At 61.3% G+C, this 14,442-nt stretch carries 13 protein-coding genes, 1 tRNA gene and 1 pseudogene; 5 read left to right on the plus strand and 10 right to left on the minus strand.

Going from position 1 to position 14,442, the window contains the following annotated elements; translation table 11 throughout:
• Positions 1-143: 143 nt before the first annotated feature.
• Positions 144-581 (plus strand): annotated as a pseudogene (locus C8K63_RS31140) (methyl-accepting chemotaxis protein); the annotation flags it as partial.
• A gap of 90 nt (positions 582-671) precedes the next feature.
• Complete coding sequence (locus C8K63_RS00090) at positions 672-1,271, plus strand: flavin reductase family protein (RefSeq protein ID WP_108214841.1); 600 nt, start codon at positions 672-674, stop codon at positions 1,269-1,271.
• Positions 1,272-1,283: 12 nt separating this feature from the next.
• Here C8K63_RS00090 and C8K63_RS00095 read toward each other — a convergent pair whose 3' ends face one another.
• Positions 1,284-1,652, minus strand: coding sequence for a cupin domain-containing protein (locus C8K63_RS00095; protein ID WP_108214842.1), 369 nt, complete (start codon positions 1,650-1,652; stop codon positions 1,284-1,286).
• Between the two features lie 76 nt (positions 1,653-1,728).
• Positions 1,729-2,538: an AraC family transcriptional regulator gene (locus tag C8K63_RS00100; protein ID WP_108215460.1), complete on the minus strand. Its 810-nt coding sequence runs from the start codon at positions 2,536-2,538 to the stop codon at positions 1,729-1,731.
• Positions 2,539-2,703: 165 nt separating this feature from the next.
• Here C8K63_RS00100 and ddlA point away from each other — a divergent pair, with 165 nt between their 5' ends.
• Positions 2,704-3,798 carry a D-alanine--D-alanine ligase gene (gene ddlA / locus C8K63_RS00105; RefSeq protein ID WP_108214843.1) on the plus strand — a complete coding sequence of 365 codons (1,095 nt, stop codon included), beginning with the start codon at positions 2,704-2,706 and terminating at the stop codon, positions 3,796-3,798.
• Between the two features lie 57 nt (positions 3,799-3,855).
• On the opposite strand, the gene C8K63_RS00110 is transcribed toward ddlA, so the two are convergent.
• Both C8K63_RS00110 and ggt read right to left on the minus strand, forming a co-directional pair.
• The gene (locus tag C8K63_RS00110) at positions 3,856-4,227 is read right to left on the minus strand and encodes a type II toxin-antitoxin system HigA family antitoxin (RefSeq protein WP_108214844.1); all 372 of its coding nucleotides are present in this window, start codon (positions 4,225-4,227) and stop codon (positions 3,856-3,858) included.
• A 204-nt stretch (positions 4,228-4,431) separates the two neighbouring features.
• The gene (ggt, locus tag C8K63_RS00115; RefSeq protein ID WP_108214845.1) at positions 4,432-6,264 is read right to left on the minus strand and encodes a gamma-glutamyltransferase; all 1,833 of its coding nucleotides are present in this window, start codon (positions 6,262-6,264) and stop codon (positions 4,432-4,434) included.
• 168 nt (positions 6,265-6,432) lie between these two features.
• Here ggt and C8K63_RS00120 point away from each other — a divergent pair, with 168 nt between their 5' ends.
• A complete protein-coding gene (locus tag C8K63_RS00120; RefSeq protein ID WP_108214846.1) occupies positions 6,433-7,536 on the plus strand; it encodes a DUF2817 domain-containing protein in 1,104 nt (367 codons plus the stop codon).
• A 160-nt stretch (positions 7,537-7,696) separates the two neighbouring features.
• On the opposite strand, the gene C8K63_RS00125 is transcribed toward C8K63_RS00120, so the two are convergent.
• The 6 genes from C8K63_RS00125 to C8K63_RS00150 form a co-directional block, all read right to left on the minus strand.
• Positions 7,697-7,773: transfer RNA gene (locus C8K63_RS00125), tRNA-Met, on the minus strand.
• A gap of 90 nt (positions 7,774-7,863) precedes the next feature.
• Positions 7,864-9,315, minus strand: a complete 1,452-nt coding sequence (locus C8K63_RS00130; RefSeq protein WP_108214847.1) for an amidase — start codon at positions 9,313-9,315, stop codon at positions 7,864-7,866.
• A gap of 60 nt (positions 9,316-9,375) precedes the next feature.
• Positions 9,376-10,422: an extracellular solute-binding protein gene (locus tag C8K63_RS00135; protein ID WP_108214848.1), complete on the minus strand. Its 1,047-nt coding sequence runs from the start codon at positions 10,420-10,422 to the stop codon at positions 9,376-9,378.
• A 27-nt stretch (positions 10,423-10,449) separates the two neighbouring features.
• On the minus strand, positions 10,450-11,256 hold the full coding sequence (locus tag C8K63_RS00140) for an ABC transporter permease (RefSeq protein WP_108214849.1): 807 nt from the start codon (positions 11,254-11,256) through the stop codon (positions 10,450-10,452).
• The gene (locus C8K63_RS00145; protein WP_108214850.1) at positions 11,256-12,176 is read right to left on the minus strand and encodes an ABC transporter permease; all 921 of its coding nucleotides are present in this window, start codon (positions 12,174-12,176) and stop codon (positions 11,256-11,258) included. Before C8K63_RS00145 ends, C8K63_RS00140 begins: the two co-directional genes overlap by 1 nt.
• Positions 12,177-12,191: 15 nt before the next feature.
• Positions 12,192-13,310, minus strand: coding sequence for an ABC transporter ATP-binding protein (locus tag C8K63_RS00150; RefSeq protein WP_108214851.1), 1,119 nt, complete (start codon positions 13,308-13,310; stop codon positions 12,192-12,194).
• A 226-nt stretch (positions 13,311-13,536) separates the two neighbouring features.
• On the opposite strand from C8K63_RS00150, the gene C8K63_RS00155 reads away from it, so the two are divergent.
• Entirely contained in the window at positions 13,537-14,442 is a 906-nt protein-coding gene (locus C8K63_RS00155; protein ID WP_108214852.1) for a LysR substrate-binding domain-containing protein, read from the plus strand.

The raw sequence follows: 14,442 nt of genomic DNA on the forward strand, positions 1-14,442 counted from the left end.
AGGTGGTGAAGTTCGCCACGGTGATTACCGATCAGGTCAATCAGGAACAAGCCGTCGCCGAGGCCGCCAACATTGCCTACAGCACCTCGCAGCAAACCGACCAAAGCGCCCAGCGCGGTAACGCCGTGGTGACCCAGGCCGTGGACGTGATGCGTGACCTGGCCAAGCATATGCAAACCGCTGGCGATGGCATCGAAGCCCTGAACGAGCAGTCGCTGGTGATCGGTACCATCGTCAAAACCATCAGCGGCATTGCCGAACAGACCAACTTGCTGGCGCTCAACGCGGCTATCGAAGCGGCGCGTGCAGGCGAGCAGGGTAGGGGCTTCGCCGTGGTGGCCGATGAAGTCCGGCAACTGGCGTCGCGCACCAGCCAGGCCACCGACGAAATCGTCCTCGTGGTACGGCAGAATCAGGACATGGCGCGCAATGCCGTGGCGCTGATGACCGACGGCAAGCTCCAGGCCGAACAGGGCCTGGCGCTGGCGGCGGAAGCGGGTACGGTGATTGTCGAGATCCAGGACGGCGCGCAGAAAGTGGTCAATGCGGTGGGGCAGTTTGCCAATCAACTCACCAACTGACCTGCGATCAGCTCTTGGTGGGAGCAAGCCCGCTCCCACAGGGTTACGTGGGCGCTACAATCGGCTCTTTTCCCCCAGGAGCAGACTTCAATGAGCGCTTCCCACCGCCGTCCGGTTCCCTTGTCCAAGGCCTATCGTCTGCTCAATCATGGCCCGACCGTGCTGGTCAGCGCAGCCCACGGTGGCCAGCGCAATATCATGGCGGCAGCCTGGGCCATGCCGCTGGACTTCGAACCGCCGAAAATTGCCGTGGTGCTGGACAAGTCCACCTGGACTCGCCAGTTGCTGGAAGCCTCGGGCACTTTTGTACTGAGCGTGCCATGCGCCGCTCAGGCCGACATTGTGCAAACCGTCGGTTCGACCTCCGGCCTGGAGTTGACCCAGGGCCCGGGCCGCGACAAGTTCGAGACCTACGACTTGCAGACCTTCATTGGCGAGTCAGTCGATGCGCCGATGCTCGAAGGCTGCGTGGCCTGGCTGGAATGTCGCCTGTTACCGGAGCCGAACAATCACCAGCAGTACGATCTGTTCCTGGCCGAAGTGATTGCCGCCCAGGCTGACGAACGCGTGTTCAGCGAAGGGCGCTGGCACTTCGAAGGGCAAGATGCCTTGCGCACCTTGCACCACGTGGCGGGCGGGCACTTCCTGACCATTGGCGAGCCGGTGGACGGCAAGACCTTGCAGGTGTAAGCCGGTCAGCGCTCATATCCACACATCATTCTCGGCCATGCGCTCGCCACCTTCGCTACCGGTGTTGAGGACACCCTTGGGTTCGATCAGCAGGAGTTTTACCTCCTGCTCGGCACAGGGCTTGTGCTCGATGCCTTTGGGCACTACATACATTTCCCCTGCATTCACCAGCACGTGGCCATCGCGAAAATCGATGCGCAGCCGGCCTTCGAGCACGATGAAGGTTTCGTCGGTATCGAGGTGGTCGTGCCAGATAAAGTCCCCCAGCAGCTTCACCACCTTGAACTGGTAGTCGTTCATTTCGGCGATGACCCGGGGCGACCAGTGGGAATCGATCTGGCTGATTTTTTCAGCGAAGTTAAGGCTTTCGTAAGCGTTCATGAAACAGCTCTCGCGGTGGTTGGTGAACCCACGATAGCCAGCGCCCCGGCGCGCTTCTTGTACGATTGTGCGTGGCTCAACGACGCTGCATGTTCATCCAGCGGGCCGGTGACAGACCGTAGGTTTTGCCGAATTGCCGGGTCATGTGGCTCTGGTCGGTGAAGCCTGCGATCAGCGCGGCGCTGACCAGGCTCTGACCCTGAATCAGCAGCGCACGGACCAAGTCCAGGCGGCGCATGGTCAGGTAGCGGTAGGGGCTGGTGCCGAACAACAGGCGAAAATCCCGGGACAGGCTCCAGCGATCACGGCCACTGTGCTGCGCCAGCTCATCCAGGGTCACGGTGCGATCCAGGGCGCCGTGGATGTATTCCCGCGCACGCTGCGCGGCCACGTAATCGAAACCCGAGCGTTTGCCCGACGCACCGCAAACCGTGCTCATGGCTTGCGCCAGATCGAACAGCGCATCCTGTTCTTCCAGTGGATCGAGCGGGCAATCCAGGCTGCGCAGCAGCGCGCCCGTGGCGGCGAACAGGCGGGGATCGTTCGACAGCCCGGTCTTGATGAATGGCAGCGCTTGCCCGCCGAGCATCTGCTGGATCAGCGACGGTTCGATGTACATCATCCGGTACTGGAACCCGGACTCGGTGCCGGCCTCGCCATCGTGGGCTTCGTCCGGGTGCAGCACGATCGTTGCGCCCGGCAGGCTGTGACGCCAGCCGCCACGATACTGAAAGCTCTGCACCCCGGCCAGGGTGTGGCCGATGGCATAGGTGTCGTGGCGGTGAAGGTCGTAGCCATGGCCGGCAAAAAACGCCTCGAAACGCTGCAACCCGCCGACATCGGGCGCGCGAAGGAACCAGTCATTGCGAGGCGTGCGCTTGGCCATGGTGATGATCGTCTTGAGCTTGATGCGCAACACGGTAACCCAGCCGGCGGTTCCCTGTCTTCTGATCGGAAGGCGGCTTGGCCGCTAGAAAACCAAGGGTAAATACTGCAATGTGGGGCGCATTCGCTACAGGTTGTTTTTTATTTGTCAGGATGAGGCCGGGTCATGAGCAAGTTGCGCGTGGGGATCATTTTCGGAGGCCGTTCGGCCGAGCATGAAGTGTCGTTGCAGTCGGCGAAAAACATCGTCGATGCGCTGGATCGTTCACGCTTCGAGCCGGTGCTGATCGGCATCGACAAACAAGGCCACTGGCACCTCAACGACCCTTCGAATTTTTTGCTGAACCAGGAAAACCCGGCGCTGATCGCCCTCAATCAATCCAATCGTGAACTGGCGGTGGTGCCGGGTAAAGCCAGCCAGCAACTGGTGGAAACCTCCAGTCAGGAAATGCTCGGCCATGTTGATGTGATCTTCCCGATTGTCCACGGCACCCTCGGGGAAGACGGTTGCCTGCAAGGCTTGCTGCGCATGGCCGATCTGCCGTTTGTCGGCTCCGATGTACTCGGCTCGGCCGTGTGCATGGACAAGGACATCAGCAAGCGCCTGCTGCGCGATGCCGGCCTGGCCGTGACGCCGTTCGTGACATTGACCCGTGCCACGGCCGCACGTACCGGGTTTGCCGAGGTGCAGGGCAAGTTGGGTTTGCCGCTGTTCGTCAAACCGGCAAACCAGGGCTCTTCCGTGGGCGTTAGCAAGGTCGCCGACGAGGCCGAATACACCGCAGCGGTGGAGCTGGCCTTGAGTTTCGATACCAAGGTGCTGATCGAGTCTGCCGTCAGCGGCCGTGAGATTGAATGCGCGGTGCTCGGCAATGAAGACGCCATCGCCAGCGGCTGCGGCGAGATCGTGGTGCGCAGCGGGTTCTATTCCTACGACAGCAAGTACATCGACGACACGGCGGCTGAAGTGGTGGTGCCGGCCAATATCAGCGTCGAGGCCAGCGAGCGCATTCGCGCCTTGGCCGTCGAAGCGTTCCAGATACTGGGCTGCTCCGGACTGGCCCGCGTCGATGTGTTCCTGACCGACAGCGGTGAAGTGTTGATCAACGAAATCAACTCGCTGCCCGGCTTCACTCGCATCAGCATGTACCCGAAACTGTGGCAGGCCACCGGCATGACCTACAGCGAACTGGTGACGCGACTGATCGAGCTGGCGCTGGAAAAGCACCATGTTCGGCAGGGGTTGAAGATCAGTCGATAAGCAGAGTTCTGTATCGTCCGTATTATCGGTAGGTATGCTTGCAAGAGCCGACCCTGATCAAGCGTGCTTGACCGGTTTGATCAGGCTCTGGGCGGGTATCCCGAACAGCTCGTGCAGTTTCCAGATCATCGGAAGCGTCAACGCTCGCTTGCCATTGAGTACTTCATAAACACGATTTGTGCGGCCGATGGCAGGCGCAAGATCGGCAGCGGACAACCCGGACTGCTCCATTCTGAACTTGATCGCATCGATAGGGTTGGGTAAGTCGACCGGGAAGTGCTTCGACTCATACGACTCGATCAGCGTAATCATGATGTCAAAGTAATCTCCCTCAGGAGTGCCAATTTCTGGTTCATTCTTAAACAGTGCAGACACGCTCTTGAGAGCAGCACGGTAATCCTCTCCGGTGTGAATCGGGTGAATGTTCATGGGTTACTCCATTTCGACGTTATCAGCGTCGACCGTGTCGTACTGCTTGTGAGTGCTGATAAATTTTAGGTGCGCGACGCGGAAACTCTAACCAGGGCGCAATGGATTGCGGGTAGGAAAAAGCAGCGGGAGAGAGGCGACCTGGACATTACCAATAAAAAGGGCCTACCCACCGGTAAGCCCTTTCTCATCCCCGCGTACGACTCAATCCCCCAGCGCTTGCCCTTCACGCCGCGGATCGGCCCCGCCTGTCAGCGACGCTTTGCCTTGGGCGTCCTTGACCCGAACGATCGCCTGGGTCCCGCTGGTCATGTCGATCTCGCTCACGCTGTGCCCTTTGTCTTTCAGCGCCTGAATCAGCTTCGGGCTGAACTGCCCCTGTTCCAGTTCGGTCGGGCCGTTGCGGCTGCCGAAGTTGGGCAGGTTGATGGCGGCTTGGGCATCGAGGTTCCAGTCGAGCAGGCCGATGGTGGATTTGGCCACGTATTCGATGATTTGCGAGCCGCCGGGGGAGCCGACGGTGGCGAGGAATTCGCCGCTCTGGCGGTCGAAGATCAGGGTCGGGGCCATGGAGGAGCGCGGGCGTTTGCCGGGTTCGACGCGGTTGGCGACTTTTTGCCCGTTTTCCTCGGGGATGAACGAGAAGTCGGTCATCTCGTTGTTGAGCATGAAACCCTGAACCATGATGTGCGAGCCAAACGCTGACTCGATGGTGGTGGTCATCGACACGGCACCGCCTGCGTCATCGACGGCCACCACTTGCGAGGTGGAAATCCGCAGGGGCGAACGGTCCGGCGCATAGGCCACCCGGATGCCCGGCGGAGTGCCGGGTTTGGCCGTGCCCATGCTGCGTTCACCGATCAGGGCGGCGCGGCTGGCCAGGTAAGCCGGGTCGACCAGGCCCTTGACCGGCACGGGTACGAAGTCTGTGTCGGCGACGTACTGAGCGCGGTCGGCGTAGGCCAGACGTTCGGCTTCTGAGATCAGGTGCACCGCTTGCGGATCGGGTTCGATGCCGGCGGGGGCCGTGGTCTTGACCGGCTTCAACGGTGCCAGCGCCAGGCGTTTATCGCGAGTCTCCAGGGCTTGCAGCGTGCCGAGGATCTGCGCCACGGCGATCCCGCCCGACGACGGCGGCGGCATGCCGCAGACTTGCCAGCGCTTGTAGTCGGTGCACAGCGGTGCGCGTTCCTTGGCCTGGTAGTTGGCGAGATCGGTCAGGGACAGGCTGCCGGGGTTGGCGTGTCCCTGTACCTTGGCCGCGATTTCCTCGGCGACCGGGCCTTTGTACAGGGCATCCGGGCCTTCATGGGCGATACGTTTGAACACGGCGGCCAGGGCCGGGTTCTTCAAGTTTGTGCCGACGGCTTTCGGGCTGCCATCGGCATTGCGCAAGTAAGCCATCATTTCCGCTGAGCGCGGCATGGACGAATCCGCGGCGATCAACTGATGCAAGCGTGGCGAAATGGCGAAGCCTTGCTCGGCGAGCCGGATGGCCGGTTCAAACAGCTGCGCCCAAGGCAGGCGTCCGTGTTTTTGATGGGCCAGTTCCAGGGCGCGCAAGACGCCGGGCGTGCCCACCGAGCGACCGCCAATCTGCGCCTGGGTGAACCCCATCGGTTGCCCATTGGCTTGCAGGAAAAGTTTCTCGGTGGCGCCGGCCGGGGCGGTTTCACGTCCGTCGTAGGTGCGCACGGCCTTGCCATCCCAGAGTACGATCAATGCGCCGCCACCGATGCCCGAAGACTGTGGCTCGACCAGCGTCAACACCGCTTGCATCGCAATCGCCGCGTCGATGGCCGAGCCGCCCCGGCGCAGCATGTCTCGCCCGGCTTCGGCCGCCAGCGGGTTGGCCGCCGCGGCCATGTATTTCTCGGCGTGTTGAGTTTTCAGGTCGGTGCGGAAACCGGAAGCGCTTTCCGGTGCGAGCGGCAGGGTCGGGACTGAAGCGTTGTTGCACGCGGTCAGGGTCAAAGCGCTGGCGAGCAGAACCAGAGCTGGCAGGCGATAGCGGCGCAAAGGGAAGGTTGAGAACACGTGTGGGGTACTCCGTCCGTTGGATCTACGATCGGTGGACTTTATCGGCCGACCGGGAGGGACGCAAACCCGGCCCCACGGCACCGGCGTTTTTGTCCTTCATCAATGGCGGGATTTTCTGTAGGGTCGTTGCCAACAAACAGGCCAGAAGATCAACAAGAGGCAGACATGCAGACCGAGTTTCCCACCCAGCCCAGCTATCGCACCCAGCGTGAACAATTCCTGGCCGCCGCGACCACGGCAGGCGCAACGCTGACGGAGTATCCACACCCGCTCAAAGGACCGTTCGGCGAGCCGCTGAGTACCGATGTGGCGGTGCTGGGTGATCCGGGCGCCAAGCGGCTGCTGATCGCGTTGAGCGGCACTCACGGGGTCGAAGGCTTCTATGGTTCGGGCTGCCAGATCAAATGGCTGCAGGAGTTGGGCAAGCGTTCCCTGCCAGCGGATGTCGCCGTGGTCATGATCCATGCCATCAACCCCTGGGGCATGGCGTGGTTGCGCCGGGTCAACGAAGACAACATCGACCTGAACCGCAATCACCTGGATTTCCAGCGACCGCTGCCAGACAACCAGGCCTACAACGGCCTGCACGAAATCTATGCCTGCCCACAGTTGCACGGTCCGCAGCGTGAGCGTGCCGATGCCTTGCTCGGCGAGCAGATCCGCTTGCACGGCTGGCCGGCAGTCATGTCGATTGTCGAGGGCGGTCAGCATGCTCATCCCGACGGCCTGTTTTTCGGCGGGCTGGCACCGAGCTGGTCGAACCGCACGCTGCACCGGATTGTGCAAAAGCACGTGGCCCATGCCGAGGTCGCCATGTGTTTCGACTTGCATACCGGCGCTGGCGAGTACGGTCATCCGATGTTGTTGACCATCACCGAATCCGCCTATCCGGCGCTGGCGGATGCGCAGGCGATTTACGGCCCGTGGCTCTACAGTCTGCAAACCGGTGCCGATACCCTGAGTGAAACCGGCGTGGCGGCAACGGCCACCGGCTACACCTCGCAGGCATTGATCGATGCGCTGCCGCAGGTGCGGCTGATGCCGTTTGTCATCGAGTGCGGGACTTATCCGGGGCCGGATGTTCACCGGCATCTGCGTGATGACCATTGGCTGCATCTGCATGGCAACCCGAGTGATGCAACAGGGCGCGAGATCAAGTTGAATCTGCTGGAGCAGTTCTATCCGGCGGATAGTGATTGGCAGGCAATGGTCTGGTTGCGGACGTGGCAGATCTGGGAGCGGGCGTTGTCGGCATTGCCGACGGTGTAGGTGTAGGAGCGAGCTTGCTCGCGATGGACTCAAGAGCGCCGCGTTTAACCAGTAAACACGCGTTATCGTTAATGTCCATCGTCGGAACGCCGCCCGGAGCAAGCTCGCTCCTACAGGCATAAAAAAACGGCCTACCTTGCGGTAAGCCGTTTTTAGTACTTGGTGGCTACACAGGGACTTGAACCCCGGACCCCAGCATTATGAATGCTATGCTCTAACCAACTGAGCTATGTAGCCAAGTGGCGCGCATTATTCACCGGTAACGGGGATGCGTCAAGCATAAATCTAAAATATTTCTCTGCGCTTTCAACCGTTTATCAAAATCGCTCATCTGAGCAGTGGCGAAGGGCAGCGCTGAAACCAGCGGCTGGCCTGTTCATAAGCGTGCGCCAATTGCAGCACGGCGAAGTCGGCCTGGTGTTTGCCGATGATTTGCAGTCCCATGGGCAGGCCGCTGGCGTTGAAGCCGACCTGTACGTTAGCCACCGGGCAGCCGGACAAAGTGCCGGGAATCACTACCTCCATCCAGCGGTGATAGGTGTCCATGGTCACGCCTTCGATGGAGGCGGGCCAGGCTTGGGTTTTATCGAACGGGAATACCTGGGCGCTGGGCAATAACAGGTAGTCGTACTTCTCGAACAGCCTGGAGATCGCACGATACCAGTCGCTGCGCGTCACCGAGGCGGCAAACACGTCGGTGGCCGAGAGTTTCAGGCCGTTCTCCACTTCCCAGCAGGCTTCCGGTTTCAACAGCGCACGTTTTTGCGGGTCGGCATAGGTCGCGCCCAACGAGCCGGCGACCATCCAGTGGCGCAACGTCCGCCAACTGCTCCACAGCTTCTCTGGCGCGAATTCGGGCTGTACGGGTTCGATATGGCAACCCAGGCTTTCGAAGTCGCCGAAGGCCTTTTCGCACAATGAGAGGATGCCTTTTTCCATCGGCAGGTAGCCGTTGAAGTCGCCGAGCCAGCCCAGACGCGTACCTTTGAAATCCCGATCCAGCGGTGCCGCAAAGGCGCTGCCGGGTTCGGCAATGGACAGTGGCGCCCGCGCATCTGCCCCGGCCTGTACCGACAGCAGCAACGCGGCATCGCGCACGCTGCGAGCCATGGGGCCTTCGTAGCCGAGTTGGTCGATAAACAGGTCGGCACTGTCATCGAAGGGCACGCGGCCCTGGGACGGACGGAAACCGAAAATGTTGTTGAAGGCGGCCGGGTTACGCAGCGAGCCCATCATGTCGCTGCCGTCGGCCACCGGCACCAGGTGCATGGCCAGCGCCGCCGCCGCGCCACCGCTGCTGCCGCCTGCGGTCTTGCTCGGGTCGTAGGCGCAACCGGTCGCGCCGAACAGCGGGTTATAGCTTTGCGAGCCGAGTCCGAATTCCGGGGTGTTGCTCTTGCCGATGATAATCGCGCCGGCAGCCTTGATCCGCTCGACCATGATGCCGTCGCGCTCGGGGATGAAGTCCTTGTACAGCGGCGAACCCAGCGTGGTGCGGATGCCGCGGGTCAGGGACAGGTCCTTGATGGCATGGGGCAAGCCATGCATCCAGCCACGGTATTGACCACGGGCCAGCTCGGCGTCGCGGATATCCGCCTGGGCCAGCAGGTCTTCTGGTGCTTGCAGGCTCACCAGCGCATTGACCAGCGGGTTGAAGCGTTCGATATGGGCAAGATATGTCTGCATCACTTCCCGGCAGGAAACCTGGCGCAGGCGGATGCGTTCGGCGAGCTCGTGGGCCTGCAACAGGACCAGTTCGCTGATGTTATTAGAGTTCATTGCAAGCGGCCTTTCAGACGGCTGGAAAAACGCCCCGCCATCGCGTCGGGGCGGTAGCGATCAACGCATCAGGTTGGTCCAGAGACGGTCGGCCAGGCGGATCGCGCCTTCGCCGCAGGTCTTGCTGAACACCACCTGGGTGCCTTCGGGAATGTGCAGTTCCGGAGCGTCTTTCAGGCCCGCGTCGAGAAACGGCTCCACGCCCTTGATCGGGCTCTGGTGCTTGAGGAAGTTCTGGGTCATCGCCGCGTTTTCAGGTTGGCTGAGGAACGCGATGAAGGCCTTGGCATTCGCCGGGTGCTTGCTGCCGGTCGGGATGACCATGTTGTCGACCCAGGCCAGTACGCCTTCTTTCGGGTACAGGTATTTCAGGCTCGGATTCATCTCCCGGGCGCGCATCGACGAGCCGCCCCAGAAGGTCGACATGTCGATTTCACCCGAGGCGAGGTTTTCGCGGATCGAACCGGCCTTGGAACTGTAGGTCTTGACGAACGGTTTCTGCGCCTTGAGCAGGGTCAGGATCTGCTGCATCTGCTTCGGATCTTCGCTGCACAGCGGGATGTTCAGGTACAGGCTGGCCATGTCCACCACGTCGCTGACTGAGTCGAACATGTTGATTCGCCCTTGCAACTCGGCCGGCGGCTCGTAAAGCACCTTGAGGCTGTCGGCAGGGCCCTTGTAGCGCTCGGTGTTGAGCACCGCACTGGTGGTGCCCCAGATGAACGGCACCGAGTAAGCGCCTTCCGGGTCCCAGGTGGGTTTTTTCAGGTTGTCGACGACGCCGGCATAGTAGGGCTGGTTGACCGGGTCGAAACGCTCCAGCAGTTTTTCCTTGATCAGGATCGGCACGAACTGGTGCGACGGGATTGCCACGTCGTAACCGGCACCGCCCTGTTTCAATTTGGCCAGCAGGGTTTCGTTGGAATCGTAGGAGTCGACCGTGACTTCGATGCCGGTCTGTTTCTGGAATTTGGCGAGAATCTCCGGCGAAAAGTAGCCACTCCAGCTCACCACATTGAGTTTTTCCGCGGCCTGAACGCTGCCGACCATGGTCAGCGGTAAAGTCAGGAACAACGAAGTGCCGATGCTTGCAATCAACTTGCTCATGCTATTTCCCCACAGTACGTTGAAGGTTCAGGATTTCTTTTTGCCCAGCAGATAAGAGAGCGTGACGAACAGCACCGAGACGCCCAGGATCAGGGTCGACACGGCGTTGACGTCGGGTGTCACGCCCATGCGCAACAGGCCGAAGATGAAGATCGGCAAGGTCGTGGTGCCGGCCTGGGAGACCATCATCGAGATCACGAAGTTATCCAGCGAGACGATGAAGGCCAGCATCAGCCCGGAGAAAATCCCCGGCATCAGCAGCGGCAGGGTGACCTTGCGGAAAGTCCGCCACGGGCCGGCATACAGGTCGGCCGAGGCTTGTTCCAGGGACAGGTCCATGTCGTTCAGGCGTGCCCGTATCGGCAGAAAGGCAAACGGAATACAGAACACCGTGTGCGCGATGATCAGGTTGCCGTAGCCCAGGGACAGACCGATGGTGGAGAACAGCGCGAGGGTGGCGACGCCGACCACGATTTCCGGCAGCACCAGGGGCAACATGATCGCGCCCATGGACAGTTGCAGGCCCTTGAACTTCGCTCCCCGTGAAGTGCCGAGGGCGGCGAGGGTGGCGATGGCCGTGGCGACCATGCTGGCGCAGACCGCGATCAACAGGCTGTTGCCGGCCGCCTGGCGCAGGGCCTGGTTGGCGAAGGCCGCGCGATACCAGTCGAGGCTGAAGCCGGTCCACACCGTGGCCGACTGGTTGGCGTTGAACGAGAACACCACCAGCACCACGATCGGCGCGTAGAGGTACAGATAGAACAGGAAACTGAATCCGCCGAAACCCGGGAAGTCCTGCACGCCCGGCGTGTTGCGTTTGAACAGGCCGATCATCACGCACCTCCTTTGGCGATGCGCTGACGCTCGGCACGCAAGGCATAGACAGTCAGTACCAACATCACCGCCGCCATCAACACCAGCGACAGCGCCGCACCAAACGGCCAGTTACGCGCATCGCTGAACTGGCGGAAGATCAGGTTGCCGAGCATCATCCGCGTCCCGCCGCCGAGCAATTCCGGGGCGATCATCGCGCCCAGGCAAGGCACGAAGGTGAGGATGGCGCCGGCGAGAATTCCCGGCTTGGCAATCGGTAGCACCACCTTGCGCAGGGTTCGAACGCGTCCGGCATAGAGGTCCTGAGCGGCCTCGAGCAGGCGGATGTCCATTTTTTCCAGGGTGGCGTAGATCGGAAGTACGACGAAGGGCGCATAGGTGTAAACCAGTCCCAGCAGCACTGCGCCGTCGGTGTAGAGCAGTTGCAGCGGCTGATCGATGACTCCCAGGCCCATCAGGCTGTTGTTGATCACTCCGGTGTTGCGCAGCAGCAGAATCCACGCGTAGGTGCGGATCAGCAGGTTGGCCCAGAACGGCACGGTGATCAGGAAGATCAACAAGCCACGGCGGTGCGCCGGTTGCATGGCCAGCCACACTGCCACCGGAAAGCCGATCAACAGGGTGATGAGCGTGGTCAGCCCGGCGATGCCGATGGAGCGCAGGGCAATGATCAGGTAGGAGTCGGCGAAGGCCAGGCTGTCGTCCAGTTGCCGCTCGAACAGCAGCGAGGTGTAGGCGTCACTGCTCAATACCTTGTTCACCCCGCCGTAGGGGTTGGCCTCCATCAACGAATAGCCGATGACGATCAGGATCGGCACGATCAGAAACAGGCCGATGGCGATCAGCGCCGGGCTGACCCCGAGGAAACTCTGGAAGGCCCGCCGACGTTCCAGCGTGTTGGCAATCGGTAGTGCGTGCATGGCAATTCCTCGTGCTCAATCGTGCAGGACGCTGGCGCTGCCCTGGTCGAACAACAGACCGGCCTGGCTTCCTGCTACGAAACGTCTGCTCTGGTCGACGCAGTTGGGGGTGCGCACGGTGAGGCGCGAGCCGTCGTTCAGGCTGACCTGGTATTGCAGGTCGGTGCCAAGGTAGATCTGCGCCTCGATCCGGCACGGCAAGGCACCTTCGGTATTGCCCGGTACCAAATGCAGACGCTCCGGGCGCACGGACAGTGTGACGTTGGCCCCGACCCGCACATCGCTGCATGGCTGTGCAGGCAGCGGATGACCGGCCGGGCCGGCGAACCAGGCCAGGCCGTCTTCGACACGGGTGACCGTACCTTCGATGAAGTTGGTTTCGCCGATGAAGTCCGCGACGAAGCGATTGCGCGGACGTTCGTAGATGTCCTCCGGGCGGCCGACCTGCTGCACTTCGCCTTCGGACAACACGGCGATGCGGTCGGACATGGTCAGCGCTTCTTCCTGGTCATGGGTGACGAAGATGAAGGTGATGCCGGTGCGAGCTTGAATGGTTTTCAGCTCTTCACGCATGGCCTGGCGCAGCTTGAGGTCCAGCGCCGAGAGCGGTTCGTCGAGCAGCAGGACTTTGGGATGCGGCGCCAATGCACGAGCGAGGGCGACGCGTTGTTGCTGACCACCGGACAGTTGCGCCGGCTTGCGGTTGGCGAAGCGTTCCATCTGCACCAGGGCGAGCATCTCGCGCACCCGTTCGGCCATTTGCGTTTTGTTCAGGACTTTGCCCATCGGGTGGGACTCAAGACCGAAAGCCAGGTTCTCGGCGATGGTCATGTGCGGGAACAACGCGTAATGCTGGAACACCGTGTTGACCGGGCGCTGGAAGGGCGGGCGGTCGGCGATGTTTTCGCCGTAGAGCAGAATCTCGCCTTCGGTAGGGAATTCGAACCCGGCGATCATCCGCAGGAGCGTGGTTTTGCCGCAGCCCGAAGGGCCGAGCAGGGTGAAGAATTCGTTGTCGCGAATGTCCAGGTCGATGCTTTTCAGCGCCACCGGACCAGTCTTTGGATCACCGTAGACTTTGCGCACTGAGCGGATGGACACCGCCAGCGTTTGCAGCGAATGCAGGGCATTCATGCGTTACCTCCGATTCCCCCATCGCCTGCGCACGTGCTGAAAACAGCTGTGCCGTCGGGCCATGGATATTATTTTTCTGGGCAGGATCGAGATTGCGTTCGGGTGTTGTAACCAGCTTTTTTTGTTCTGCTGTGGATCGATTATCAGCGAGGGGTTGCGGGGGCGAAACTTCAATTTTAACATAGGGGCTGTTAAAAAATTTAACAGCAGAAGGCGCCCGGAAACCATGCCTGACCACCGTTTGCCGCCGCTCAACGCGGTGCGTGCCTTTGATGCCGCGGCCCGGCTGGGCAGCTATGTCGAAGCCTCCAAGGCCCTGCACGTGACCCAGCCGGCCATCGGCCGCCACGTGAAGTTGCTGGAAGACTGGCTGGGCATCCAACTGTTCGAGCGCACCTCTCGCGGGGTCAACCTGACGGCGGCGGGGGAGAAGTACCACCGCAAGATCACCGCCGCCTTGCAGTTGATCATCGAGGCCGGAAAAGAGGCGCAGCCCAAGCACGCCGAACGCTGGCTGCGCATCATGGTGGTGCCGGGGTTCGCCAAGCGCTGGTTGATGCCGCGCATCGAGGCCATGCGTCATCTGCGCCCGGGCTTGAAATTCGCCATCGAACCCAATTCGACCTTTACCGAAGTGGATGGCAAAAGCGCTGACCTGGGTATCGTCTACGGGGTGGACGGCCAATATGCTCACTCGCGCACCAGCCTGATTTGTCCTCGGGTGTTTCCGATCTGTTCCCCCGATTATCTGGCCAGCGTCGAGCCCATCGACAGCCCCGCGGATCTGGTCAAACACAACCTGATCCACGTCGACGATGGCGAGTGGTGGAACCTGTGGTTCGTCGCCAACGACCTCGACATTCATCTCAATTCGGACATGCTCTACGTCAACAACGACCACGCATTGTCGGTGGCCGAGAGCGGGCAGGGCATTGCGCTGGCCAACGAAGTGCTGGTGCGCGAAGAACTCCATAGCGGCAAGCTGGTGCGAGTGGTGGACGCGCAAGTGAAGCTGGAAAGCTATCGGGTGCTGACGCCGTCCGCCGAGCTCTCGGCGGATGTGGCGTGGTTTATCGACTGGCTCAAGAGCGAACTGGAGCAGGACTTCCCGGAGGCGGTGATCCGCGCCTGA

It is taken from the genome of Pseudomonas sp. GV085 (assembly GCF_003050925.1).
Taxonomy (GTDB): Bacteria; Pseudomonadota; Gammaproteobacteria; order Pseudomonadales; family Pseudomonadaceae; genus Aquipseudomonas.